Annotated in this window: 32 protein-coding genes; 16 read left to right on the forward strand and 16 right to left on the reverse strand. The window is 64.9% G+C overall.

The annotated features are described in order from the left end of the window. The first annotated feature begins 45 nt into the window (after positions 1–45). On the forward strand, positions 46–762 hold the full coding sequence (locus D4Q52_RS05735) for a glutathione S-transferase family protein (RefSeq protein ID WP_119855666.1): 717 nt from the start codon (positions 46–48) through the stop codon (positions 760–762). Positions 763–901: 139 nt separating this feature from the next. Here D4Q52_RS05735 and D4Q52_RS05740 read toward each other — a convergent pair whose 3' ends face one another. The 3 genes from D4Q52_RS05740 to D4Q52_RS05745 all read right to left on the reverse strand — a co-directional run bounded on the left by D4Q52_RS05740 (position 902) and on the right by D4Q52_RS05745 (position 2247). Beyond that, positions 902–1261, reverse strand: a complete 360-nt coding sequence (locus D4Q52_RS05740) for a GFA family protein (RefSeq protein WP_119855589.1) — start codon at positions 1259–1261, stop codon at positions 902–904. A gap of 143 nt (positions 1262–1404) precedes the next feature. Next, on the reverse strand, positions 1405–1572 hold the full coding sequence (locus D4Q52_RS26415; protein ID WP_182915240.1) for a hypothetical protein: 168 nt from the start codon (positions 1570–1572) through the stop codon (positions 1405–1407). Positions 1573–1752: 180 nt separating this feature from the next. After that, complete coding sequence (locus D4Q52_RS05745; protein WP_119855590.1) at positions 1753–2247, reverse strand: hypothetical protein; 495 nt, start codon at positions 2245–2247, stop codon at positions 1753–1755. Between the two features lie 166 nt (positions 2248–2413). On the opposite strand from D4Q52_RS05745, the gene D4Q52_RS05750 reads away from it, so the two are divergent. The 4 genes from D4Q52_RS05750 (at position 2414) to D4Q52_RS05765 (ending at position 4912) form a co-directional block, all read left to right on the forward strand. Next, positions 2414–2629 (forward strand): hypothetical protein, encoded by a 216-nt coding sequence (locus tag D4Q52_RS05750; protein ID WP_234831088.1) that lies wholly within the window; start codon positions 2414–2416, stop codon positions 2627–2629. Beyond that, positions 2626–2910, forward strand: a complete 285-nt coding sequence (locus D4Q52_RS05755) for a type II toxin-antitoxin system RelE/ParE family toxin (RefSeq protein WP_119855592.1) — start codon at positions 2626–2628, stop codon at positions 2908–2910. Before D4Q52_RS05750 ends, D4Q52_RS05755 begins: the two co-directional genes overlap by 4 nt. Continuing rightward, on the forward strand, positions 2910–3155 hold the full coding sequence (locus tag D4Q52_RS05760) for a hypothetical protein (RefSeq protein WP_119855593.1): 246 nt from the start codon (positions 2910–2912) through the stop codon (positions 3153–3155). Before D4Q52_RS05755 ends, D4Q52_RS05760 begins: the two co-directional genes overlap by 1 nt. 101 nt (positions 3156–3256) lie before the next feature. Next, the gene (locus tag D4Q52_RS05765) at positions 3257–4912 is read left to right on the forward strand and encodes a fumarate hydratase (RefSeq protein WP_119855594.1); all 1656 of its coding nucleotides are present in this window, start codon (positions 3257–3259) and stop codon (positions 4910–4912) included. Between the two features lie 494 nt (positions 4913–5406). Here the strand turns inward: D4Q52_RS05765 and D4Q52_RS05770 are convergent, their stop codons facing one another. Further along, positions 5407–6453, reverse strand: a complete 1047-nt coding sequence (locus D4Q52_RS05770; RefSeq protein WP_182915241.1) for a DUF3616 domain-containing protein — start codon at positions 6451–6453, stop codon at positions 5407–5409. A gap of 129 nt (positions 6454–6582) precedes the next feature. Continuing rightward, complete coding sequence (locus tag D4Q52_RS05775; protein ID WP_119855596.1) at positions 6583–6879, reverse strand: hypothetical protein; 297 nt, start codon at positions 6877–6879, stop codon at positions 6583–6585. A gap of 338 nt (positions 6880–7217) precedes the next feature. Here D4Q52_RS05775 and D4Q52_RS05780 point away from each other — a divergent pair, with 338 nt between their 5' ends. Next, entirely contained in the window at positions 7218–7886 is a 669-nt protein-coding gene (locus D4Q52_RS05780) for an Ig-like domain-containing protein (RefSeq protein ID WP_234831089.1), read from the forward strand. 10 nt (positions 7887–7896) lie between these two features. Here D4Q52_RS05780 and D4Q52_RS05785 read toward each other — a convergent pair whose 3' ends face one another. Then, complete coding sequence (locus D4Q52_RS05785) at positions 7897–8469, reverse strand: inner membrane-spanning protein YciB (protein ID WP_119855598.1); 573 nt, start codon at positions 8467–8469, stop codon at positions 7897–7899. A 151-nt stretch (positions 8470–8620) separates the two neighbouring features. Between D4Q52_RS05785 and D4Q52_RS05790 the strand changes: the two genes are divergently transcribed. Together D4Q52_RS05790 and D4Q52_RS05795 are read left to right on the forward strand one after the other, a co-directional pair. Beyond that, positions 8621–9433, forward strand: a complete 813-nt coding sequence (locus tag D4Q52_RS05790) for a DUF6321 domain-containing protein (protein ID WP_119855599.1) — start codon at positions 8621–8623, stop codon at positions 9431–9433. 138 nt (positions 9434–9571) lie between these two features. Next, entirely contained in the window at positions 9572–10237 is a 666-nt protein-coding gene (locus D4Q52_RS05795; RefSeq protein ID WP_119855600.1) for an SET domain-containing protein, read from the forward strand. 202 nt (positions 10238–10439) lie between these two features. Here the strand turns inward: D4Q52_RS05795 and D4Q52_RS05800 are convergent, their stop codons facing one another. Next, positions 10440–10838, reverse strand: a complete 399-nt coding sequence (locus D4Q52_RS05800) for a hypothetical protein (protein ID WP_119855601.1) — start codon at positions 10836–10838, stop codon at positions 10440–10442. A gap of 113 nt (positions 10839–10951) precedes the next feature. Between D4Q52_RS05800 and D4Q52_RS05805 the strand changes: the two genes are divergently transcribed. Beyond that, on the forward strand, positions 10952–11773 hold the full coding sequence (locus D4Q52_RS05805; RefSeq protein WP_119855602.1) for a helix-turn-helix domain-containing protein: 822 nt from the start codon (positions 10952–10954) through the stop codon (positions 11771–11773). Between the two features lie 72 nt (positions 11774–11845). After that, complete coding sequence (locus D4Q52_RS05810; protein ID WP_119855603.1) at positions 11846–12511, forward strand: DsbA family oxidoreductase; 666 nt, start codon at positions 11846–11848, stop codon at positions 12509–12511. A 3-nt stretch (positions 12512–12514) separates the two neighbouring features. On the opposite strand, the gene D4Q52_RS05815 is transcribed toward D4Q52_RS05810, so the two are convergent. Continuing rightward, positions 12515–13660, reverse strand: coding sequence for a GNAT family N-acetyltransferase (locus D4Q52_RS05815; RefSeq protein ID WP_425328453.1), 1146 nt, complete (start codon positions 13658–13660; stop codon positions 12515–12517). A 246-nt stretch (positions 13661–13906) separates the two neighbouring features. Between D4Q52_RS05815 and D4Q52_RS05820 the strand changes: the two genes are divergently transcribed. Next, positions 13907–15385, forward strand: a complete 1479-nt coding sequence (locus tag D4Q52_RS05820; RefSeq protein WP_425328451.1) for a caspase family protein — start codon at positions 13907–13909, stop codon at positions 15383–15385. Between the two features lie 35 nt (positions 15386–15420). Here D4Q52_RS05820 and D4Q52_RS05825 read toward each other — a convergent pair whose 3' ends face one another. After that, a complete protein-coding gene (locus tag D4Q52_RS05825) occupies positions 15421–15660 on the reverse strand; it encodes a PilZ domain-containing protein (RefSeq protein WP_119855605.1) in 240 nt (79 codons plus the stop codon). A 196-nt stretch (positions 15661–15856) separates the two neighbouring features. Here D4Q52_RS05825 and D4Q52_RS05830 point away from each other — a divergent pair, with 196 nt between their 5' ends. Next, entirely contained in the window at positions 15857–16150 is a 294-nt protein-coding gene (locus tag D4Q52_RS05830) for an HdeA/HdeB family chaperone (RefSeq protein ID WP_119855606.1), read from the forward strand. A 6-nt stretch (positions 16151–16156) separates the two neighbouring features. Here D4Q52_RS05830 and D4Q52_RS05835 read toward each other — a convergent pair whose 3' ends face one another. Further along, positions 16157–16621, reverse strand: a complete 465-nt coding sequence (locus D4Q52_RS05835) for a PaaI family thioesterase (RefSeq protein WP_119855607.1) — start codon at positions 16619–16621, stop codon at positions 16157–16159. A 313-nt stretch (positions 16622–16934) separates the two neighbouring features. On the opposite strand from D4Q52_RS05835, the gene D4Q52_RS05845 reads away from it, so the two are divergent. Then, complete coding sequence (locus D4Q52_RS05845) at positions 16935–17213, forward strand: hypothetical protein (protein WP_119855609.1); 279 nt, start codon at positions 16935–16937, stop codon at positions 17211–17213. A gap of 157 nt (positions 17214–17370) precedes the next feature. After that, positions 17371–18057, forward strand: a complete 687-nt coding sequence (locus D4Q52_RS05850) for a Crp/Fnr family transcriptional regulator (RefSeq protein ID WP_119855610.1) — start codon at positions 17371–17373, stop codon at positions 18055–18057. Positions 18058–18419: 362 nt separating this feature from the next. On the opposite strand, the gene D4Q52_RS26420 is transcribed toward D4Q52_RS05850, so the two are convergent. The 4 genes from D4Q52_RS26420 to D4Q52_RS05865 all read right to left on the reverse strand — a co-directional run bounded on the left by D4Q52_RS26420 (position 18420) and on the right by D4Q52_RS05865 (position 20678). After that, entirely contained in the window at positions 18420–18557 is a 138-nt protein-coding gene (locus D4Q52_RS26420) for a hypothetical protein (RefSeq protein ID WP_182915247.1), read from the reverse strand. Between the two features lie 250 nt (positions 18558–18807). Continuing rightward, on the reverse strand, positions 18808–19167 hold the full coding sequence (locus D4Q52_RS05860; RefSeq protein WP_119855612.1) for a hypothetical protein: 360 nt from the start codon (positions 19165–19167) through the stop codon (positions 18808–18810). Positions 19168–19949: 782 nt separating this feature from the next. Then, the gene (locus D4Q52_RS26425; protein ID WP_182915242.1) at positions 19950–20093 is read right to left on the reverse strand and encodes a hypothetical protein; all 144 of its coding nucleotides are present in this window, start codon (positions 20091–20093) and stop codon (positions 19950–19952) included. Between the two features lie 189 nt (positions 20094–20282). Next, positions 20283–20678: a response regulator gene (locus D4Q52_RS05865; RefSeq protein WP_119855613.1), complete on the reverse strand. Its 396-nt coding sequence runs from the start codon at positions 20676–20678 to the stop codon at positions 20283–20285. A 164-nt stretch (positions 20679–20842) separates the two neighbouring features. On the opposite strand from D4Q52_RS05865, the gene D4Q52_RS05870 reads away from it, so the two are divergent. Continuing rightward, entirely contained in the window at positions 20843–21025 is a 183-nt protein-coding gene (locus tag D4Q52_RS05870; RefSeq protein WP_119855614.1) for a hypothetical protein, read from the forward strand. A 25-nt stretch (positions 21026–21050) separates the two neighbouring features. On the opposite strand, the gene D4Q52_RS05875 is transcribed toward D4Q52_RS05870, so the two are convergent. Both D4Q52_RS05875 and D4Q52_RS05880 read right to left on the reverse strand, forming a co-directional pair. Further along, positions 21051–21308, reverse strand: coding sequence for a hypothetical protein (locus D4Q52_RS05875; RefSeq protein ID WP_119855668.1), 258 nt, complete (start codon positions 21306–21308; stop codon positions 21051–21053). Between the two features lie 147 nt (positions 21309–21455). Continuing rightward, positions 21456–21746, reverse strand: a complete 291-nt coding sequence (locus D4Q52_RS05880; RefSeq protein WP_119855615.1) for a hypothetical protein — start codon at positions 21744–21746, stop codon at positions 21456–21458. 217 nt (positions 21747–21963) lie between these two features. On the opposite strand from D4Q52_RS05880, the gene recA reads away from it, so the two are divergent. After that, a complete protein-coding gene (gene recA, locus D4Q52_RS05885) occupies positions 21964–23058 on the forward strand; it encodes a recombinase RecA (protein ID WP_119855616.1) in 1095 nt (364 codons plus the stop codon). The last annotated feature ends 115 nt before the right edge of the window (positions 23059–23173 follow it).

Raw genomic sequence — 23173 nt, forward strand, 5'->3', positions numbered from 1 at the left:
CTCGGCGGCGAAGACTGTCGCCGACCCAGACGAGGGATGATGCCGATGCCGACGCGCTACGAGCTGTACTACTGGCCGACCATCCAGGGGCGCGGCGAGTTCGTTCGCCTGGCGCTAGAAGAAGCCGGCGCCAGCTATGTGGACGTCGCACGCCAAAGCAAGGCCGGCGTCTCCACCATGATGAAGATGATGCAGGCCGAGACCGGCACGCCGCCCTTCGCGCCGCCGTTCCTCAAAGCCGGCGCGCTGGTGATCGGTCAGACCGCCAACATCCTGATGTATCTCGGCGATCGCCACGGCCTCGCGCCGAAAACCGAATCCGGCCGGCTGTGGGTGCACCAGCTGCAACTCACCATTGCCGATTTGGTGCAGGAGGTGCACGACACTCATCACCCGATCGGCACCTCGCTGTACTACGAAGACCAGAAGAGCGCGGCAAAACTGCGCGCGGCTGAATTCCGGAAGGAACGCGTCCCTAAATACTGCGGCTATTTCGAGCGGCTGATGGTCGGCAGCGGCGGCCCGTTCGTCACCGGTCGCAAATTGACCTATGCCGACCTCTCGCTGTTTCAGATCATCGAAGGCCTGCGCTACGCGTTTCCGAAACATATGAAGAAGTTCGAGCGCAAGATCCCGGCATTGGTCGGCCTGCACGACCGCGTCGCCGCGCGCCCGAACATCGCCGCTTACCTCGCCAGCGACCGCCGCATCCCGTTCAACGAAGACGGCATCTTCCGCCACTACAAGGCGCTGGATAAGTAACAGGATTGCCGCGATGGACGGGGCAGTTACAGCCCATGGGCTCCTCGGTTTGTCCGCCCCACCACGCCCACACCCATGAGAGTGTGATTCTCGGTAGCGCACAACCTCTCGGAACGGGAGGTGGTAACTCGCATCGTCGCTACCGGCTCTTCCCATCCACCGGCGTCATCTTCAGCGAAGCCAGATCGATGCCGTCGATGCAAGCGACGTTGAGGGCGATGACCTCGCTGCCGTCGGGCCGCGTGCCGCGCGCGAAGACTTCGACGCCGCATTCGCCGCATTGCTGGTGGCTGATCGCCCGCTGGTTGAACAGATATTCCTTCAGGCTGTCCTGACCGGCCCGGAGCTGAAAGCTCTGCGGCGGCAGGAAGGTGAGATGCAGGCCCTTCTTGGTGCAGATCGAGCAATTGCAGGCCGTGACCATTGCGAAGTCGGTGGTGCATTCGAAGCGCACCTGGCCGCAATGGCAGCCGCCGGTGCAGACTTTCAGTCCGGTCATGATGTCCGCCTGTCGATGGTTCGTCGCTTGAGCCTAACAGAGCGGCGGCCCGCCGCGATAGCGGCTGAAGCGGGACATCGCCGGCAGACGTGAGAAGCCCCGCGCGCGGCGGGGCTGGTCACCGAGCGTCCGGCGGCAGGGCGTCATGCGATCTGGTCGATCCGGGTACCCTGACCGGGCGGCAGCGCCGCTTTGACCGGCTGCGCCGCCGCATCGTGGGAGTCCCTCGGCGGGGGCGGCGGAGGCGGAGGGCTCGCCTCGGCGGCCGGCTTCGAGACCGGCGTCGACGACACGCTCGAAATGCTGCTCATCATTCAACCCCGCAGGTTGCGAATATCACCAGCAACGGCCGCGATCACCTTGTGAAGGCAGGTTCGCGCCCAAGACCGGGTGCTGCGAGCATCGCGCCGCCCGGTGAACATTGCGCGTCCGTCGGCGGTCGAATTTGCCTCAAATGCAGCTCACGGGGCCGGGCGTCGTGCGGGCCGGCGCTACTCGCTCTTGTCGCGCGACACCGAGATCGAGGAATCCGTCTTGCCGCGGATGCAGCGCATGTCGAGCCGGCGAAACCGCGACTTGACGTCGTTGCCGCGCAGCAGCCCGACCCGGCCGAAGCAGCGCTTCACGCCGCGCAGGGTGTCGGCCTTGGGAATGGTGAACACGATCGCCGACGCGCGCGCGATCAGGTCCTGGAATTCCGCCGACGGTTTGCGCGACGGCGCGATCCCGAATACCTCGTTCTTCACTGTCCGGCTCGGACACCCCAGCCGCAACGACTTCGCCGCTGGATGCGACAGATAGATCAAATTGGCGACGGTCTTGCCGATGCTGACCCCGTCGATCTGCGACTTGAGCTGCTGCGCAAGGTCGTCGCAGCGATCGGCGCGGGCGGGGGAGGCGAGGAGGACAGCGGCGACCGCGATCGCGGTGATCCAGGCCGCGCGCCGCGATCCGTATCGAGGCAAGCTGGCTGAAACCCTCTTCATCGCATCCTCCCCAGTTAAGCCTCTTCGACTTCATAGCGAAGCCGGCGTGGAATGCAAAATCGGACGACCATCTCTCTTCGAGCCCCGGAATTACCGGCGGCGGGTGATTCTTCCGGCTAAACAAATAGGTGGAAAATGCTATGGTGACGTCATGAACAGAGAGCGGATGAAGGACATTTTGGATCGCGTCTTGAGCTGGCCCGCGGAGCGTCAGGAAGACGCCGCGGACATTTTGATAGCGATGGAAGCGTCAGACTCGAGTGAGATCGGACTCTCCGACGCGCAGGCCGATGAGGTTCGTCGGCGGCTCGCTGATGTCGATGCTGAAACGATTTCGCTGGAGGAGTTCACTGCACACTTCAAGCGGCGTCTCAACCCGTGAAAGTGGTTGTCCGGGAGGCTGCCCGGCGCGACCTCGACGATATTTTCAATTGGATCTCCAAGGATAGTCCGCGTGCAGCAAATATCGTCGTCGAGCGGATCGTGTTACGCGTCAACCGTCTGGCAACGCCGGGGCTCGCCAGCATAGGGCGCCCGGGTCTGGTCGAAGGGACGCGCGAACTGATCGAGCCGCCGTATATCATCGTCTATCGCATAGACATTGCTGCCAACGAACTCATCGTGCTCAATATCGTCCATGGGGCAAGAAAGCGGGACGGCTGATGAATAAATCGACCGTCAAGTACAGCAAGTCGATCGGCCGGGTGCGGATCGTCGATGACTTTCTACCATCGCCCGACCAACTCGTGCTGCGCGAGGACAACGTCAAGGTCACCCTCAGCCTGTCGCAACGCTCAGTCGATTTCTTCAAACGCGCCGCTGCGAAGCAGAAGGTGCCGTATCAGCGGATGATCAGGGCCCTGGTCGATGCCTATGCGGAGAAACAGGGCCCTAAGCGAGGAGGGTGAGCACGCCCCGGGCGCGGGGGGATCCAGCATTTTGAACCCTTCAAAAGCTCGCCAAAACCCCCTACACAGGGCCCCGAATTTCCCCATTCGAGGCCTTGCCCATGAACGCTCCGACCGCCATCCCGTCCACCGCCACCCCGGTTCCGCCGTACAAGCACACGCCGCTGTTTCCGCTTGGGACCGACACCACGCCGTATCGCAAGATCAGCGGCGACGGCGTGCGGGTCGAGAAGGTGCTGGGCCGGGACATGCTGGTGGTCGAGCGGGAGGCGCTGCGGGCGCTGGCGGAGGCGGCGTTCGTCGACATCAACCAGTTCCTGCGTCCCGGCCATCTGGCGCAGCTGCGCAAGATCCTCGACGACAGCGAGGCCAGCCCGAACGACAAGTTCGTGGCGCTCGACCTCTTGAAGAACGCCAACATCGCCGCCGGCGGTGTGCTGCCGATGTGCCAGGACACCGGCACGGCGATCATCATGGGCAAGAAGGGCTGCAACGTCATCACCGCCGGTGACGACGAGGCGGCGCTGAGCGAGGGCGCGCGCGACGCCTATCTGCGCCGCAATCTGCGCTACTCGCAGGTCGCGCCGCTGACCATGTACGAGGAGAAGAACACCGCCAACAACATGCCGGCGCAGTGCGAGATCTATGCTGAAGGCGATGACGCCTACAAGTTCATGTTCATGGCCAAGGGCGGCGGCTCGGCCAACAAGAGCTTCCTGTTCCAGGCGACGCCGTCGCTGTTGACCAAGGATCGGCTGCTGGCGTTCCTGAAGGAGAAGATCCTGACGCTCGGCACCGCAGCGTGCCCGCCTTATCACCTCGCGATCGTCATCGGCGGCACCTCGGCCGAGCTGTGCATGAAGACCGTGAAGCTGGCTTCGGCGCGCTATCTCGATGCGCTGCCGACGCACGGTTCGGCGGACGGCAACGCCTTCCGCGATCTCGAGATGGAGCAGGAAATTCAGAAGATGACGCAGTCGCTCGGCGTCGGCGCGCAGTTCGGCGGCAAGTACTTCTGCCACGACGTCCGTGTCATCCGGTTGCCGCGCCACGGCGCGTCGCTGCCGATCGGGCTCGGCGTGTCGTGCTCGGCCGACCGCCAGGTGCTCGGCAAGATCACCAAGGACGGTGTCTATCTCGAGGAGCTCGAGCACAATCCGGCGCAGTATCTGCCGGAGGTCGAGCAGGCGCTGGGCGGTGAGGTGGTGCAGATCGACCTCAACCAGCCGATGCAGGACATCCTGGCGACCCTGACCAAGTACCCGACCAAAACCCGGCTGTCGCTGACCGGCACCATGATCGTGGCGCGCGACGCCGCTCACGCCAAGCTGCGCGAACGGCTCGATCGCGGCGAGCCGCTGCCGGACTATTTCAAGAACCACCCGGTGTACTACGCCGGTCCGGCCAAGACCCCGGCGGGCTACGCCTCAGGCGCCTTCGGCCCGACCACTGCGGGACGGATGGATTCGTTCGTCGATCAGTTCCAGGCCGCCGGCGGCTCGATGGTGATGGTCGCCAAGGGCAACCGCGCCCCGGCGGTGCGCGAGGCCTGCAAGAAGTACGGCGGCTTCTATCTCGGCTCGATCGGCGGCGCCGCGGCGAACCTCGCCGAGCACTGCATCAAGAAGGTCGAGGTGCTGGAATATCCCGAGCTCGGCATGGAGGCGATCTGGAAGATCGATGTCGTCGACTTCCCAGCCTTTATCATTGTCGACGACAAGGGCAATGACTTCTTCAAGGAACTGAATCTCGGCTGAGGCTCCACGGGACCTCGCCACGGACCGGCCACGCACTCCGTCATTCGGGGTCCTCACGAAGTGAGCGAACCCGGAATCTCGAGAGTGTAGTGGACGGGTGCTGACAATTGCGAGGTTCCGGGTTCGCTCGCTGACGCGAGCGCCCCGGAACGACTGCCTGGGGCGGGGCAGGACGGCTTGGGGCAGGCACCCAGCCCCGCGCGCGTCCTCGTGCGACGTCTCCACGCACCGGCCACACTCCGTCATTCCGGGGCGCTCACGAAGTGAGCGAACCCGGAATCTCGAGATTGGAGTGGACGGGTGCTAACACCTGCAAGGTTCCGGGTTCGCTCGCTGCGCGAGCGCCCCGGAACGACTGCCTGGGGCGGGCGGGTCGGCTTGCACAGGACTGCGTGGCAGACGCATCGGGAAAGCGTAGAGGGCTCCGGTGGATCACTTCCGTCCGGCGTTGCCGCGCAGCACGTCGTGATCGCATGCAATCCGATCAGCGCCGCCTAGCGCTTCAACGTGTATTCCAGCGGGTGGCCGTTTTCCGGTCCGTCGAACATCACCAGCACCCGCAGGGGACCGCTGTCGTCGTCCTGCAGCACCAGCAGGGTCTCGGCCTTCGCGCCCTTGCCGGCTTCCGCGATGTCGAGCTCGGCGAGCTTCTGCAACTCGCCGTCATCGTCCCACAGAAAGATTGCCGGCCTGACCGCCTGGTCGTTGACCGGGCCGGACAGCACCAGCAGCCCGTTGCGGACCTTGGCCAGGTCGCGGATGCCGGTGTGTTTGCCGAGTTTGAGAGCGTGCGACCTGGCCTGCAGCGGTCTGTCGTCGGTGAAGATCGCGTCGCGGTCCACCGAAATGAGGAAAGCGTGCCGGTCGATCGACGGGCCGCGCAGGCCGACATAAACCCGGCCCTTGCGCACCGCGAGGCCTTCGATGTTGATGCCGCCGTCGCCCAGCGGCTTGTCGTATTTGTCGGCGGTCGGCGGCAAGGTCTCCAATACGCCGCGCAGCCGCGTGGTCGCCTCCAGCCCCTTCACGTCCTGATCGGACACGAAGTCAGGTTGCAACGTCTGCCTGTTCATCGGAAACCGGAATAGCGTGTAGCTCGGCGGATTCCCGGTGTCGGGATGATGACGCGGCCGGCCGTGCGAGCCGGCGACGTAGAAGTAGCCGTCATCATAGGCCGCGGCTTCGGCATCCGGATCGCCCTCGACGTCGTCCGGCATCAATCGCACCACGCGCGCAGGCCGCAGTGTGGCGCCCTCGATGCTGAAAGTCTGGGCGTATTTCTTGTCGTCATTGACGATAAGGCAGGACATGAAGGGCGGCGAGGTCGGGGCGCAGGCGGCGCCGCTGAGATTGCTACGGGCCTTCTTGCTGTCGGCGAAGTCGGTGCCGACCGTCCACTTCGGTTCGGGCTGCAGCAGCTCGCGCGCACCAGCTGTCTGCACTAGGCCGCCAAAAGCCATGGCCGCCAGGCCGAGACGGACCATCGCGGTCGAGCGTGGGAGGGGCCTTGCAAACAATCCGAGCGAAGTAAGCAGGTCCATCGCTGCCTCCCAGCAGGCTACGCGGTCGATCGATCCGTGAGGCGCGCCCATCTCTGTCAATGAAAACCACGCGAACGCGTCGGGCGCATCCGCGTGGTCGAGATTGTATACCGCGGTGCTGAAGCGTGCTTACGCGCGGGTCCCGGTGAAGGGGAACGAGCCCATCGGGCCGATGCCCATTTCGCCGGAGATGCTGTCGCCGCTCACCTTGCCGGTGTAGGTCAGCGTCAGCGGCATCGGGTTGGTGATGTCGAGCTTCCAGGCGACGTCGTCGCCGCTCACGGTGCCGTCGAAGATCTCGCCCGAGTCACCGTCGGCGGATTGCGTGCCGGTGAGCGTGCCGCCGTCGGCCTTCAGCGTCAGGTCGGCCTGCCGCTCGCCCATCGGCGTGCTCATGGTGATCTTCCAGTTTCCGTCGACTGCCATCTGTTTCTCCCTTGAGCCAGCCTTGGGACAAGACCGGCGACACTGCTTTAAAGCGTTTTCGCGCGAAGTGGAATTCGGCCCGACCGAACAATGCGCGCAAGGCGTGAAAAGCGTCCACGCGGCCGCAGGATAGTTGAGAACCGGGCCGCCGCCAGTGGGCAGGATGGCGCAGGATCGTTCGCCGCCCTGAACCCTCCGCACTCTTACGGATACAGATACCAGTGGTGCGGTGTCGATCAGCTGATACGATGCTGCTCGGAGGACGCCCCGAGGTTCACCGCAAATGGTGGAGACTCGAGATGCGGATATCATTCTGGCGAGCCCTGCTTGGGGCAATTATGCTGCTCGTGTTCGCACGACCGGGTGTCGCGCTCGCCCAATACGAAGTGCTCACCGACCGGACCACGATCACCTTGGCGGTGGTGGCCGACCCGGACGTGCCGGGCCGTGTCAATCTGCGCGCCGAGGTCGTCTCCGCGTTCGGCACCGGCATGCCCGACGGGCGCATCACCTTCCACGACATGGCCACGCAGCGGGTGCTCGGCTGGACCAGCGTTGCGCAGCCGCAGATCACCGTCGAAGGCCTTGCACCCGGGCGGCACATGCTGCGCGCTGATTTCAGCGGTAGCACCGGCTACATGCCGCTGATCACGCTGCCAAGTCAGTCGGCCGAAATGCCGCTCGATATCCTGGTTCGGCCGGTGCTGACACTGTCTTCGTCGGACGAGGTGATCGCGCCGGGCGGTCTCGTCACCTTCAACGTCGCCGTCGCCGGCACGGCCGGCGTGCCCGGCGGCGCCGTGACGCTGCGTGACGGTGACGAGGTAGTCATCGCGCATCTGCGACTCGATCAGGCCGGCATGGCGGCCTTCACGACCTCGGCGCTGCTATCCGGGACACGCAGCATCAGTGCCAGCTATGAGGGCGACGGCCGTTACGCGGCGGCGGCCACGCAAATCCAGCAGCAGGTGACGTCGCCACTCGCCGCGGTCACGCCGCGTCGGTAAACGCGCGCCGCTATTCGGCCATCGACACGGCCGCGGCGGTCTCGGCGCGGCGGCGACTGCGGATCGCCAGCCGGAACACCAGATACTGCGCCGCCACCGCCGCAACCTTGGCGGCGGGTGCGATCACCATCACATAGAAGGTCCAGACCTTGATGTCGCCGGTCAACGCCGCCGCGATGACGCCGGCGCCGAGCAGGATCATCAGCACCGCCCAGAGATAGCCCGACACCCGCACATAGTCCGGAATCGTGGTGGCGACGATCGGCGGCACGTAGCGCAGCATCCAGTCGCGCCGCAGCATGATGGCGCCGACCGCGATGTGGCCGATGCTCGGCTTGATCAGCACGAAGCGCGGATCATTGGTCAGCAGCGTCGCGCCGCCGAGCACCACCACCATCACGACGCTGGCATAGGCCATGACGTCGAGCCGGAAGCCCTTGACGCGGGCATAGACGAACTGGCCGACGGCGCCGATCACCGCCACGATGGTGGCCAGCGCGACATTGCCGGTCGAGAAGTACAGCACCACGAAGATGATGGTGGAGAAGAAGTCGTTGCCGAGCTTGGCGAACACGGCTTTCATTGCGATTTCCTCCCGGCGGCGGTTGTGCGGCGACGCGGATCGGCCCGGCCGATACTGCGCGGCGCGGACCGCGAAGTAAACCGCACAGCGGCATATGATGCGCGCCTCACATCGGCGTGAAACTGAGTCGGCGTTGTGGCGTTGGTGCGGCATGGCAAAATCGACGCGCAAATCAGCACCGAAGTCCTCCAAGACAAAGAGCGCCAAGAAGGCGTCCAAGAAGGCACCCTGGTCGCGTAGCAATCCCCGCAAGCGCGCCGGCAAGGCGTCCAAGCATTTGTCGCCGGCCAAGAAATCCGCCGCCAAGGCGCGAGCCAAGAGCGCCGGGCGGCCCTATCCGAATCTGGTGGACAACATGGCCGTGAGCTCGAAATCGAAATCATCCAACTCCTCGACCTCCAAGGCGTCCAAGGCGAAGGCCAAAACCGCCAAGAAATCTTCCGCCAAGAAGAAGTCCCCCGCCAAGAAGAAGACTGCCAAGAAGAAAGCCTCGGCCAAGAAAAAGTCGTCCGGGCGGGCGGGCTCCTCGGCCAGGAAAGCCTCCGCCAACAAGAAAAGCACCGGATCAGCCTCGCGCAAGGCAGCGGCGGCCAGAACCTCTCCAGTCCAGAAGTCTTCCAGACAGACTGCGGAGAAGGACCCGCACGGCGGCCTCACCGCTGCGGGGCGTAAGGCCTTCGCCGACCGCGATGGATCGCATCTCAAGCCCGGCGTGATGAAGAAAGCGTCGGAGATGTCGCCGGCCGAGATGCGCCGCAAGGGCAGCTGGGCGGTGCGGTTCTATGGAAGGGCCAATCTGCCGGCGCTGCAGGACAAGCACGGCGAGCCGACCCGCTTCGCGCTGTCGGCGCACGCCTGGGGCGAGCCGGTGCCGAAGACCGAGGCGGCGGCGCGGTGGATCGCCGCGAAGGGGGAGCGTCTGCTCGAGCGCTATCGACGGCTGAAGCAAAAGGGCGCGGCCTGAGCGCCCGCAGCTCATCGCAGAGCTCTGCATCTGGTTGGGGACGACGCGCAGCGGCACGCCGGAAACCCCTGCCATTTGCGGCGGAATCGATCTAGAAGGGCGGTTTCGTCCCTTCAGCGTTCGCGACGTACAAAGCCCATGCCGGATCTGTCCAAGAAGCCCTACCGTGTCGGCCGCTCCAAGACCGGCCTCGGCCTGTTCGCCACCCAGCCGATCAAGAAGGGCAGCAAGATCATCCGCTATTTCGGCCCGATGCTCGACTGCAACAAGAAGAAGGACGACGCGGTCGAGAACAAGTACCTGTTCCAGATCAGCAAGCGCTGGACGGTCGATGGCTCGGTGCGCAAGAACATCGCGCGCTACATCAACCACTCCTGCAAGCCGAACGCGGAGTCGGACGTCAGCGTCAAGAAGCGCAAGATCATGATCCGCGCCATCAAGGACATCGCGCCCGGCGAAGAGATCAACTACGACTACGGCACCGAGTACTTCAAAGAATATTTGAAGCCAATCGGCTGCAAATGCGACGCCTGCGAGAAGAAACGCCAGAAGAAAGCCGCCGAAGCCCGCGCCGCGAAGCCTAAGGCGAACGGCAAGGCGAAGTCAGCGAAGACCGCCGACAACGCCGGGCGCAAAACGAAAGCTGCGCCCAAGGCCGACAAGGCCAAATCTGTTAAGGCGAAGACAGCCAAGTCCAAGACCGCCAAGGCGAAGACGTCCAAAACAACGACGACCAAAGCAAAGTCAGGCAAGGCGCGATCTGTGAAAGCGAAGTCTTCGACGACGGCGTCAGCTGCGGCTTAGCTTGCTGGTCCCTCCGCCGTCATGCCCGGGCTTGTCCCGGGCATCCACGCCTTCGCCCGAGACGACCACAACGTAACCGGCTCGCACAGCCTCTCCCCATCATTGCGAGGAGCGAAGCGACGAAGCAATCCAGCGCGGAGCTTGACGCATGGATTGCTTCGCTTCGCTCGCAATGACGGAGCGGCTCGGCCTGCGATGACGATTACGTCATCACCGCCGCCTGGCTCCGCCGCAGCCCCATATACTGCAGCTCCGCGAACACGCCGACGGCGATTGCCTGCAGCAGCACGAACGCGATCCCGAGCCCATTCGGCGCGACCGCGCTGCTGAGCAGCAGGGCGACGCTGGCGAGCGTCCACAGCGCGTTGCCGATGACCACCAGCAGCACCAGCGGACGTTGCAGCGTGGTGCGGCTGCCGAGCCAGCCGACGAAGGCTGCGTAGGCGATCAGGAACAGGCCGGTCTCCAAGAGCAGCGGCTGCGGCAGCGCCATCAGCGGCGCCAGCGCGCCGGCGGTGGTGACGAGTAGCAGCGCCATGGCGCCGCTGACCAGCGCGTCGGCCTGCAGGGCGCGGCGGAGCAGCGAGGACGGGTGGATCATGGTCGTCTCCTTCGGTCGGGTGGGTGATGGCCGCAGGGTGAACGCGCTCGCTGCCGAAATCGATTACCTGGCAGGTCATGGAAGCCGCGCCAGCCGCGTGTTAGCTTTCGGGCATGAACACGACGATCTCTTCAGCCCAGGCGTCCGCCGGCGCGCAGCCGGTTCGGATCGGCGATTACTTGCGGCAATGGCGGCAACGCCGCCGGCTCAGCCAGCTCGATCTCGCTCTCGACGCGGAGATTTCGGCGCGGCATCTGTCGTTTGTGGAGACCGGCCGCGCCGCGCCGTCACGCGACATGGTGATGCGGCTCGCCGAGCGGCTCGACGTGCCGCTGCGCGAGCGCAATGTGCTGCTGGTCGCGGCCGGCTTTGCGCCGGCGTTTCCGCAGCGCACGCTGGACGACCCGGCGCTGGCGGCGGCGCGCGTCGCGGTCGATCAGGTGCTGAAAGCCCACGAGCCCAATCCGGCGCTGGCGGTCGATCGGCACTGGAACCTGGTCGCCGCCAATCGCATGGTGATGCCGCTGCTGGAGGGCACCCCCCCATCGCTGCTGGCGCCGCCGCTCAACGTGCTGAGGCTGTCGTTCCATCCTGAAGGACTCGCTTCGCGCACCGCCAATCTCGGCGAATGGTGCGCGCATCTTTTGGAGCGGCTGCATCGGCAATGCGAGGCGACCGCCGATCCCAAGCTGATCGAGCTGTATCAGGAGCTGAAGACCTATCCGGTGCCGGCGCGCCTGGCGCCGGTGGCGCATGATGCGGTCGCGGTGCCGTTCCGGCTGCGGCGCGGCGACGACACGCTGAGCTTCATTTCAACCACCATGGTGTTCGGCACGCCGGTCGACGTCACGCTGGCGGAGATCGCGATCGAGACGTTTTTCCCGGCCGATGAGGCGACCGCCGCCAAGCTGCGCAGCATCGCTGCAGCCCTGTAGTGCCTTGCGGCTGCTTGCTGGACGCCCATCTGTATGGGATCGTCGCGCAGGGAACAACGCAAGGAGGCGCCGATGACCGCGCTCAAGCCGCTGAAGATCGATGTCGTCTCCGATGTCGTGTGCCCGTGGTGCTATATCGGCAAGAAGCGGATCGAGCAGGCGCTGGCGCTGGCGCCCGATGTGCCGGTCGAGCTCACCTTCCGGCCGTTCTTTCTGAACCCGTCGGTGCCGCGCGAAGGCATCGAGCGCGACGAATATCTCACGCAGAAATTCGGCTCGCCGCAGCGCTACAAAGAGCTCGCCAGCCGCGTCGTCGACGCCGCCGCGCAAGAGGGGCTCGAGTATCATCCCGACCTCGTCAAGCGGCAGCCGAACACGATCGACTGCCATCGCCTGATCCATTGGGCCGACGCGATCGGCAAGGGCCCGGCGATGAAGCAGCGGCTGATGGAATTGTACTTCCGCGACGGCGGCGACCTCACCGACAGCAACGTGCTGGTGCAGGCCGCCAGCGAGATCGGGCTCGATGCCGATGAGATCCGCGCCAAGCTCGCGACCGATGTCGATGTCGACCTGATCGCCGGTCAGGCTAACGAGGCGGCCGAGAAGGGCATTTCCGGCGTGCCGACCTTCGTGTTCGCGCAGAAATACGCGGTGTCGGGCGCGCAGGATCCGGCGCAGCTCGCCAAGGCGATCCGACACATCTCGGCGGAGATCAACGCCCAGGCGGCGGAGTAAGCCTCAGCGTTTGAGCAGCCGCTTGGCGGTCTGGCGCAGCGCTTCTCGCGTGTGCAATGCGAGCGTGATCGGGCCAAACAACGGATCGCCGGCGCGCAGCGGGATCAGCACGTCGCCGATCGCGAACCGGCCGCGCCAGATCGGGTCGATCATCGGGTGATCGGGCGCTGCGGTGGAGTCGACCAGCTTGATCGCCGGGTCGGCACACAGATGCCGCGTCAGCTCTAGCGTCAGCAGCACGCCGGGCGAAAAGCGCGCGTGCTGTTCGGCAATGCCGAGCTTGAAGAAGTAAGCGCGGTCGCCGTGCCGCAGCACGATGCCGGCCGCGATCGCCTCATTGCCCGCGTGCAGCTGTCCGATCTCGCAGGCGCCGCGCGCGGCGAGCGCGATGGCGGCGTCGCGCAGACGCGCCGCCAGCTCCTGCTGGTGCAGCAGCGCCGTGCCGCGGCGGCCCTTCCAGCCGCTGGCCTCCAACGCCAGAAATACATCATAGGCTTGCGCTACGGCATCCGGCGTCTGCGCCACGTCGAAGCGGACGTCGCCGTGATCGCCGAGACGGCGCATCTGCCGGCGATATTCCTTGAGGCGCTTGCCGCCGAGCGCGTTGCGCAGCAGTTCTTCGCTGTCCTGCGTCGCGTCGAGGCAGGCACGCGACCAGCCGCGCAGCAGCACGGGCTCGAGCCGTTCGGCCTGCGCCGCCCGCGTCAGCAGCCGCACCGCGTCGCCCTCGCGTGCGACGTCGCGCAGCAGAAGCGCGCGGGCGCCGGTGGCGCGCGCCTGCGCCAGCATCGACGTCGCGGCGTGCAGCCCATCTGCGTGGTCGAGCAGCGGCGTGTCCAGCGAGCGGAACGGATCGGCGGAAACCAGCACCGGCAGTGGCAGCCGGAACGCATGCCAGCACGACAGCACCGGCAGCAGGCCGATCAGGCGGCCGCCGGCATCGTGCGCGGTCAGCGCCCGGGTGACGCTGCGGGCGCGGGCGTCGCCATTGGCGGCCAGCGTCCATTCCGGCAGATAGTAAGCATTGGGCTCGGTGACGCGGCCGGCGAGACCGCGCCAGGCCTGTGCATCGAGCGCGGCGAGAGATGGCAAGGCGCTGGACGCCGCGTCCTGCGAAGCGCCCCGGGTCACAGCCGTTGCCTGCGAAATCTGCACCACCTGTCCGTCCTGGATTCCTGCGGTCGCGTCGGTCGCGCGCCGTGGACGGAAGGTAGTGGCCGCAGTGTTCGAAACCGTAAGCCGCGTCTCGGATTTGCCGGGTAATGTTAACCCCTTCTTACCCGCTCGCTGATTTCGCCACCGCCATCGCAGCCCGTTCGGCGTCGGATTGCCGCGGTAGTGAACCGCGATGCCGCGGAAGCCGACCAACGACGGGGATTGATCCGGAGGATGTCGATGCGGGCGATGTGGCGGAATGCGGCGATAGCTGCGGCGCTGATGCTGGGGACCGGGCAGGCCTGGGCCGAGAGCCGCGTCGCGCTGGTGGTCGGGCAATCGGCGTACCGGGCGGTGCCGGCGCTGCCCAACCCGGCCAACGACGCCAAGGCGGTCGAGCAGCTGCTCGGCGAGGCCGGGTTCGAGGTCACCGCTGCCAATGACCTGACCCAGACCGAGCTGCGCCAGATGGTCGGCGATTTCGCCGCCAAGATCGCCGCCAAAGGCCCCGACACGGTGGCGCTGATGTTCTATGCCGGCCACGGCATTCAGGTCGACGGCGAGAACTACCTGATCCCGATCGACATCGATCCCAAGCGTGAGACCGATATCCCGCTGCAGGCGGTGCGGCTCGACGACGTGCTCAACACCCTGACCTCGGTGCCGACCCGCAGCCGCATCATCATGCTTGATGCCTGCCGCAACAATCCATTTCCCGAGATTCGCAAGACCACGGGGCAGGGCCTGGCGCTGGTCGATACCAAGACCGGCTCGCCCGGCACCTTCGTGTCGTTTTCGACCTCGCCGGGCGCCGAAGCCGAAGATGGCGGCGGCGCCAACAGCCCGTACACCACGGCCTTGCTGGAGGCCGGCCGCAAAAGCGGGCTGCAGATCGAGGACACCTTCAAGCGCGTCCGGCTCGCCGTGAACAAAGCCACCGAAGGCCGGCAGACGCCGTGGGACTCGTCCTCCCTGGTCGACGACTTCCGCTTCTTCGGCGTCGCCGAGGAAGCCGCGCAGCCGGCAGCGCCGGAGAAGAAGCGCACGGTCGAGGAATGGCGCAGCCTGCTGAAGGGCAAGAAGGTCGAAGAGGCCAACGAGCTGATCGTGTCCGATGGTTCGGTCGACGCATATGAAGCGTTCGTGTCGCTGTTCGCCGAGCCGCCCTTCGGCACCCGCGCGAAGCGCTGGCTCGATCGCCATCGCCGGATGCTGGCTTGGAACAAGGCGGTGCTGGCCAACACGGCGTCGGCCTACAAGGAATTTCTCGATCAGTATCCCGACAGCGATCTGACCGTCACGGCCAGGAAGCTCGAACTGCGGCTGCGCAACAAGCCGGAACTAGCGGTCGCGGTCCCGGTCGCCACGTCGCTTGGTCCGACGCCTGTCGCGGCGCTGACGCCGGCGACCGGCGCGACCTGTCCGTGCAGTACACCCCCGGTGCTCGAGAAGAAGGCCGACAAGAAGCCCGAAAAGGCCAAGCCGAAGCGCGCCGCGCGTGAGGAGTCGCCGAAACGGTCCGCGTCGAAGCCGCCGCGCGAACGGGTGTACTACGACGACGATGCCGACGACGTCGTGGTGGTGCGCCGCCCGCCGCCGACCTATTACGATGTCCCGCGCGGTCCCTCGATCTCGATCGGCGGCGGCTATCGCGGCGGCGGCATCGGCCCACGCGGGCCGATCGGCGGCAACGTCGGCGGATATGGCGGGCGCTATTGATCGGCGGCGAGCGGCTGATGCAGGCGAGCGATCGACTACTCGAAAACCACGCCGACGCGCTGAGCGCTGTTCCACACCGGGCGGCAGCGGTGCATGACCTTGTCGCTTTCGATGACCAGTATGAAGTGCTCGGGTAGCCGCGCCGGTTCTTCGAGGTCGATCCGCGCACCGCTGGCCGACAGGTTGCGGATCGTGCAGTCGAAGCCGGCGCCGCTGAACGCGACGGTACCGCGCTTGTAGACCCGCTGGCGGCGAGCACCTCGTCTGTCGATCATCGTCTCGGTCCGCTTGGATTGCGATGGTAAACCTTCGCACAGGGAAATTACGGAGACTTTGATGCGATTGCCCTGGAAATAGGCGCGCGCCCAAGGTTTCGTTTACCAAACTGCCCGCAATGCGTCGCAGCGGCGTCCGCTTGCGTACACATCCAAATCTTGTTCGACTGGGCTTCGAAACGGGGGAGGAGCAACCATGAGGATCGGGTACGCAGCATTCTGCGTTGCTGGGCTGATGATGTCCCAGGTCGCGGCGAAGGCCGAAGTTCTCGATCTGGCGACGATGTCGTGCAAACAGTTCGTCGAGTCCGAGCCAGACGAGATCAAGATGATCCTGACCTGGCTGGACGGATGGTACAAAGGTGATTCCGACGAGGCGATCATCGACACCGAGGTGTTCGTCGCCAACGCCAAGAAGTTCGGCGCCTATTGCGGCACCAATCCCAGCGTCAGTATCGTCACGGCGGCCGAGAAGATTCTCGGCAAATAGCCGCCGTCACAGCATCGCGAACGCGCTCGATACCATCGCGACCGGCTTACCGTCGCTGGTGCCGAGAAGGGTGACGCGGCCGAAGCTCATGGTGCGTCCGAGCCGCACCACACGGGCTTCGGCGAGTACGTCCGACGAACTGACCGCCTTGAGGAAGTGGGTGGTCTGATCGACGGTGGTCATTGGCCGGAAGCCGCGATTGGCGGCGACGATGGCGAACACCATCGCGGTATCGGCCAGCGCCATCAGGGCCTGGCCGCAGACAATGCCGCCGCTGCGGCAGAGCCGCTCCGAAAACGCCATCCGCAGCGTCGCGCCGGGCTGCCAATCCGCCGCAGCGCCGGACGGTGGGGCGGTCTCGATCGATTGGACCGACAGCCCGAGGTCCAGCACCCAGGGCGCAAACATGTCGCCCAGCATCCTTCGAGCGTCCTCGAGCTCGAATTCTGCCGCCTGCGGGCTATCCGCCATATCGTTTCTCCCTTCATCGCGTTGCATGTTGCCGGCCGCCCGCCGCTGCGGAGGGCATGCCGTTTGATTGCATCGGACCCGATTCTGCACGGCTTGAAAACGCCACGGTCGATCCCTTAAGGTCCGGCGTTCAGTGGGGTGGCGTATGGTAAAGCGTTCGGTCGTGGTGCTCGGCGTGGTTGCTGCGGCAGTTCTTCTCAATGGCTGCACACGCTGCGGTCCAATCTGGGACGATTGGCTCGAACAGCCGAAATCGTGCCGGTCCGATCGCCCGTAATGCAAACGCGGCCGCAGCGCCGCGGAGGAGTATCCAATGAAGTTGTTGCGCGGCGCGGTGGTGAGCATCCTGTTGGTCGGCCCGGCCTATGCCCAAATGCCGAACGTGAATCTGATGCCCGAGATTCAGCATAAATCTCCCGAGGAGAAGGCTCAGGACGCGGTCCGAGACAGGGCTTATCGCGAGTCGCTGCGAAAGATTCCCGACGCCAAGGCGCCGAACGATCCGTGGGGTGACGTGCGTAGTAACGAGTCTACACCCAAGCCGAAGACCGCGACTACGAAGTCGAAAAAGTCCGGGCAAGCCGCCAACTAATTTTGGCCGATAAGTTCGACCCGCCGAGATCGCGTGGTCAAAACGGCACAGATTTTTTTCTGGAATTGATGTTGATGTTCCGCCGCGGCGATTGTTCGCCGCGCGGCTGCTGGCGTTTGACGGCAGTTTTGGCGTCGAGGCGATTGCAGGGTAGCACGTGACTTCTTTCGAGGCGGCATTCGACCCGATGGCGTTCCTGGGCAGTGCGGGGCCGGGCCGAGCCATCCAGCAATTCCGCAAGAACCAGCACATCTTCGCACAGGGCGACCGAGCCGACAGCGTGTTGTACTTGCAGCACGGGCGTATCAAGCTCGTGGTGATGTCCGAGCAAGGCAAGGAAGGCGTCGTCGCCATTCTCGAATCCGGACAATTCTTCGGCGAAAGCGCGCTGATCGGTCGCCGCCGCGTCTCCACGGCTGTCGCCCTCGAAGACTGCGCCGTTACCACGCTGGCCGGGCCGACATTGATCGAGACGCTGCAGCGAGAGCCCGGCATGTGCGAGTACTTCATGACGCATCTGCTGAAGCGCAACTGCAGGGTCGAAGAAGACCTGATCGATCAGCTGTTCAATTCGAGCGAGAAGCGTCTGGCCCGGCTGTTACTTCTGCTCGCCGATCTCGGCGAGCACGACACGGTCAAATCGCTGCCGGTGGATATCAGCCAGGAGACGCTGGCGGAGATGATCGGCACGACGCGTTCGCGCGTCAGCCACTTCATGAACAAATTCCGAAAGCTGGGCTTCATCAATTACAACGGCCACATCGAAGTCTACCCGGCGCTGCGCAGCACCGTGCTGCCCGACAAAGCGCGGCTGCCCGAAAACGAGGCCCGTCGCTCCGACTAGAGCAGTTCGGCTGTCGTTAGAAACAGAGCCGGCAGAGGTGACGTCGCCTCTCCCACAACCGCATGGTGAGGAGACGCGCAGCGCCGCCTCGAACCATGGGCACCGGTGGACCGGTGCGGCGTAGCTACATTCTTCGAGACGCTCGACTTCTCAGAGCCTGGCCTTGGCCGAAAATTTGCCCTTGAGAGTTTGGGACCTGCGTCTCCGCGCGTCATGTCCGTCCTCGTGCCGGGCATCCACGCCTTGCTGCCGGAGATGCAGAAAGGCGTGGTCATGACGGAGATTGTCGGCAAATCAAGAGAATGGGGAAGTGGCCGTAAATTGGGCCCGGGTTTTCAGCCAGCCTGAGGATGAGGGCTGGGTCAGCTCTTGTCGCCGAGCAGCTTGCCGTCAGTGCGATTGACGAAGTGGACCTGGGTGCAGGCCTGGCAGCGGACCAGTTCGAATGTCGTTGCGGTCGACGGCGTGACTTCCTCGGCCACCCAGGCCTGAACCTTCATGGCCGTCCGGGGGCATTTGTAGATCACATGAGGCATGCGCGGGCCGGAGCTTCCGGAAGGTTTCAGGACCATTGCCGGCCCAAACTCTCGGCCATTTGATCTGAATCAATAGTAGTATCATTACACCTAAAAAGACATGCAGAATCTGTCGACGCCGATGGCCTGCACCTCAACATGGCGTCAGGTGCAGGTCGGTGTTCGTTCCGGAAAGGGAACTTGGTTCGGCCTCGTCGGTCGGCCCGGGGGCCTCCTATTGGCGGGCGCAGCTGAGGACGATGCTGGCCGCGGTTGGGCCGCAGCGCGCCGTCAGCACGCCGCGCTCGACCGCGATGCTGTCGCTGAAGCGGGCTGAGGAACTGCCGACGCACAGCGCCGACACCAGCGTCTCCCCACTGTCGCAGGCCGTCGGGCAGCCATTGGATGAACACGTCGTCGAGGTGACGGTGCGGATGCTGCTCGACGAAGCGCCGTCCTTGCCGGGAGGGCCGGGAGGACCAGCGGGCCCCGCAGGGCCCTGCTCGCCCTGAGGGCCAGGCGTGCCCTGACCGAGGTCGCAGCCGGCCAGCGCCAGCGCTGCCGTCAACATCAAGATCGAACTGCCAAGACGCATTCCACACTCCCTGAAGCTTCGGCCCGCTCCGCGGGCCTGCTGCGCTGCCGCCTGGAGGCATCGGCGGTGTCGATCGACGCCCTTTGTCCCGGCGGGATGTTCAGCCGATCCAGACTGCATGCCCCATCACACCTATCGCGCCCGCCGCTCGCCGATATTGCGATGGCGCAAGAATTGGCCATGGCCGGGCGGGACTTGGCCTGGCGGTGGCCTGACTTGGACGTGGAGCGACCTGGACTCGTTGTGCGTCCTTTCAGCACCAGCGGGCGCGTGTGGTGGGCGCGCGCGCCCGAGCCGCCTCGCCCGCCCCAGGCAGTCGTTCCGGGGCGCTCGCGCCAGCGGGCGAATCCTGAACCTCGCAGTTATTAGCACCCGTCCGCCACAATCGCCGGATTCCGGGTTCGCTCACTTCGCGAGCGCCCCGGAATGCCGGAGCGCGTGGATCGCGCGCGGAGAGGGGGCCGGCACGGGCCTGGCGCGGAAGCAGGCGGACCGGAATCAAAGAGCCCCGAACGAGGCCATGTTCGGGGCTCCCGTCAGCGTCGGAACTCCCCACCTCTAGAAAGTTCGGCAATGACGGCGCGCAGGCTATCCAGAGAGGCCGGACCGGCATTGCGTAAGATCAAATACCTTTTCCCGCGACTGCGGGAGCGGTGGATCGCCTGTCGGGTGGTGAGGGATTATGTCTGGAAACGCCATCAGGCTGGTCCGCGCATCGGCTCAATCAAAGCCAAGCAAAGGCGGAACGCAAAGGCGCAGGGTGCGTGAGCCTGACGGCGCGCTCAGGTGTCGCGGTGACCGTTATGGTGACGGTCGTCCAGGCTGGCGATCAGCTGCAGCAGCACACGGCGGCGCTCTTCGTCGCGGGTTTCCGACAGCAGCCGTCGGTATAGCTTGAGATTTTCCTCGCGAACAAACTTGTCCAATGATGTCCCTGTTCGTTTCAGCCGTCGATGCAGCCGCTGCAGGCCGACCGACGCAACAGCTGCGATGCTCGAATGGTGGAAAAATACAGCGCTTGCCGCCGGCTGTCGACCGCGGACTGGTTCTATCGATGCACGGCAGACGACGGAGGCTGTCGGGAAAATACCTGACAACAGTCCCGGCCCGCGGCCTCAAGCCCCGGGAGCACCCGGCGCGGGGTTGTTGAGCAGCTGGGCGACAGCCGCCACGACCTGGGTGGGGGCGAAGGGCTTGGTGATCAGCAGGCTGTTCGGGACGCCCCGCGCCGCCCATTCGGCGGCACTGTCGCCGGTCATGTAGATCACCGGCAAAGAGGGGTCGGTTTCGCGAGCAAGGCGGCCGATGTCCCAGCCATCCATGCGATCGCGGCCGAGATTGACGTCCGTGATCACGGCGCGAAAACGGTCCGGATCCGCCAACAGCTTCGCCGCGTCCTCGCCGGAAGACACCGCCTCGACCTGAAACCCGCCGTCTTCGAGGGCCTCCTGCACGAGGCTCTGGATCATCGGTTCGTCTTCGACGACCAGCACCACGATCGAATTTTCCAAGACGAACCCCTGCCACAGGCATCGACTTCCAGGACCGACAAGTCCCGGACGATTAAGAAGTTCCGATTTGCACGGAACGAACACGCGAGATGCGTCCATGGGCGGATGGTACGGTTGCATCGGAGCGCGCTAAAGCTGCAGGCGAACAGCGCCGGAGTTGCCGTATGACGTGGTATGTGGACGCTATCCTGGTGGGAATCATCCTGCCCTGGATCATCGTGACCTACCGGCTGATTGCCGCGTTCCGCAGCGGCGTGGTGCCCGGGCTGACGGCCTGGGCGAAATGGGCGCTGCTCTGCGTGCCGGCCATGCTGCTGGTGATGTGGGGATTGCAGAGCCTGCGTTGACTCGAAGCCAGCCGCGATTAATCGGTCAGCGGGAGTACTCGCTATCGCCGCGATTGATCGACAGCATCATGCCGTTTTTGATGCGGCGAACCTCGGTGAACGCACGCTGCACGGTTGGATCGGCCGAGTCGGTGGAGAAGGTGATCAGCTTGGTGCAGTTCGGGCACTGCACCTGAAATCCCTCCCGCACGTTCTTGATCTTCTCGCGAAACGGAACGCGGCACTTGCCGCAGAGGATTTTGACTTTGTCCGGCGGCTTGGTGGGAGCGAACTGCATGGTCATGCAGCAGTTCTGCGCGGTGACGATTGACAAACCGTGAAGGCGCCGAGTTCGATTTGAGCGGCCGGGGCTGCGGCGACTGCCATGCCCGCCCGACGATGTGAGGACGCAGACGGACCCTCAAATTCCGCGCGCGGGACAGCCGCGTTTTCAGCGGTCGGCGCGGTGACCTGCCTGCGGCCCCTCCGTCTGCCAGTCCATGCCGAAAGCGATCGACCTTAGGGATGGTCGCCAATGCGTCGGCCGTCGCGGCACGCTTTCGTGGGTCTCGCAATGCACCCAGCCGCCGATCACGCGTCGGCACGGTTGCAGGCTCCACTCGACCCGGCCGTCGACGATCACGGCCAGCTCGAGCCCAACGTCGTAACTCTCTGTGCCGATCGGCTGCCACATACGACTAAAGGAGCATAGCCCGGCCGACTTGGCATTGTCGGCGATCAACTTACGAGGCGGCTCCCACAACTTTCGGAGCGGCCATCCGACAGGAGTTTCAAGGGAATCTGGCTTTAGGGGCATTTGGTTGGGATAGGAGGCCACATCGGAACGGCTCGGCAAAGAACATATTGCGAACTTAGAACAAACAGTGTACGTTGGGCTATCAGGTCTCGGCCACCCGCGGTTTGTCCCACCGGCGAATCCCGTTCATAAGGAGCATCACATGGCTTCCGCCCCAACTGCCCTGCGTATCGTCGAAGGTTCTTCCATGGACAAATCCAAGGCGCTGTCCGCCGCGCTGTCACAGATCGAGCGCCAGTTCGGCAAGGGCTCGGTGATGAAGCTCGGCAAGAACGATCGCTCGATGGATATCGAGACGATTTCGTCCGGTTCGCTCGGGCTGGACATCGCGCTCGGCGTCGGCGGCCTGCCAAAGGGGCGCATCGTCGAGATCTACGGGCCGGAATCCTCCGGCAAGACCACGCTGGCGCTGCATTGCGTCGCCGAAGCGCAGAAGAAGGGCGGCATCTGCGCGTTCATCGACGCCGAGCACGCGCTCGATCCGGTCTATGCCCGCAAGCTCGGCGTCAATGTCGACGAACTCCTGATTTCGCAGCCGGACCACGGCGAGCAGGCGCTCGAGATCGCCGACACGCTGGTGCGCTCCGGCGCCATCGACGTGCTGATCATCGACTCGGTGGCGGCGCTGGTGCCGCGCGCCGAATTGGAAGGCGACATGGGCGACGCGCTGCCCGGCCTGCAGGCGCGCCTGATGAGCCAGGCGCTGCGCAAGCTCACCGCTTCGATCAACAAGTCGAACACCATGGTGATCTTCATCAATCAGATCCGCATGAAGATCGGTGTGATGTACGGCTCGCCCGAGACCACCACCGGCGGCAACGCGCTGAAGTTCTACGCCTCGGTCCGCCTCGACATCCGTCGCATCGGCCAGATCAAGGAGCGCGACGAGGTCGTCGGCAACCAGACCCGCGTCAAGGTGGTGAAGAACAAGCTGGCGCCGCCATTCAAGCAGGTCGAGTTCGACATCATGTATGGCGAGGGCGTCTCCAAGATGGGCGAGATCCTCGATCTCGGCGTCAAGGCTGGCGTCGTCGAGAAGTCCGGTGCCTGGTTCTCCTATGACAGCCAGCGGCTCGGTCAGGGCCGCGAGAACTCCAAGGCGTTCCTGCGCGCCAATCCGGACATGACCGCGAAAATTGAAGCGGCGATCCGCCAGAACTCCGGCCTGATCGCCGAACAGATCCTCGCCGGCTCGCCGGAAAGCGATGCCGAAGGCGAGGAGCCGGTTGACGAATAGGACGACCGCGGCCGAGTGATATCGGTCGCAAGGGCCGGTGCTGTCCGGTCCATCTCTGCATACGAGCTTAAGACGGCGAGTGTTGCGACCCCCTGTTGCCGGGGATCCCGCGGCG

The sequence above is a fragment of the Rhodopseudomonas palustris genome (assembly GCF_003591005.1).
GTDB classification, from domain to species: Bacteria; Pseudomonadota; Alphaproteobacteria; order Rhizobiales; family Xanthobacteraceae; genus Rhodopseudomonas; species Rhodopseudomonas palustris_K.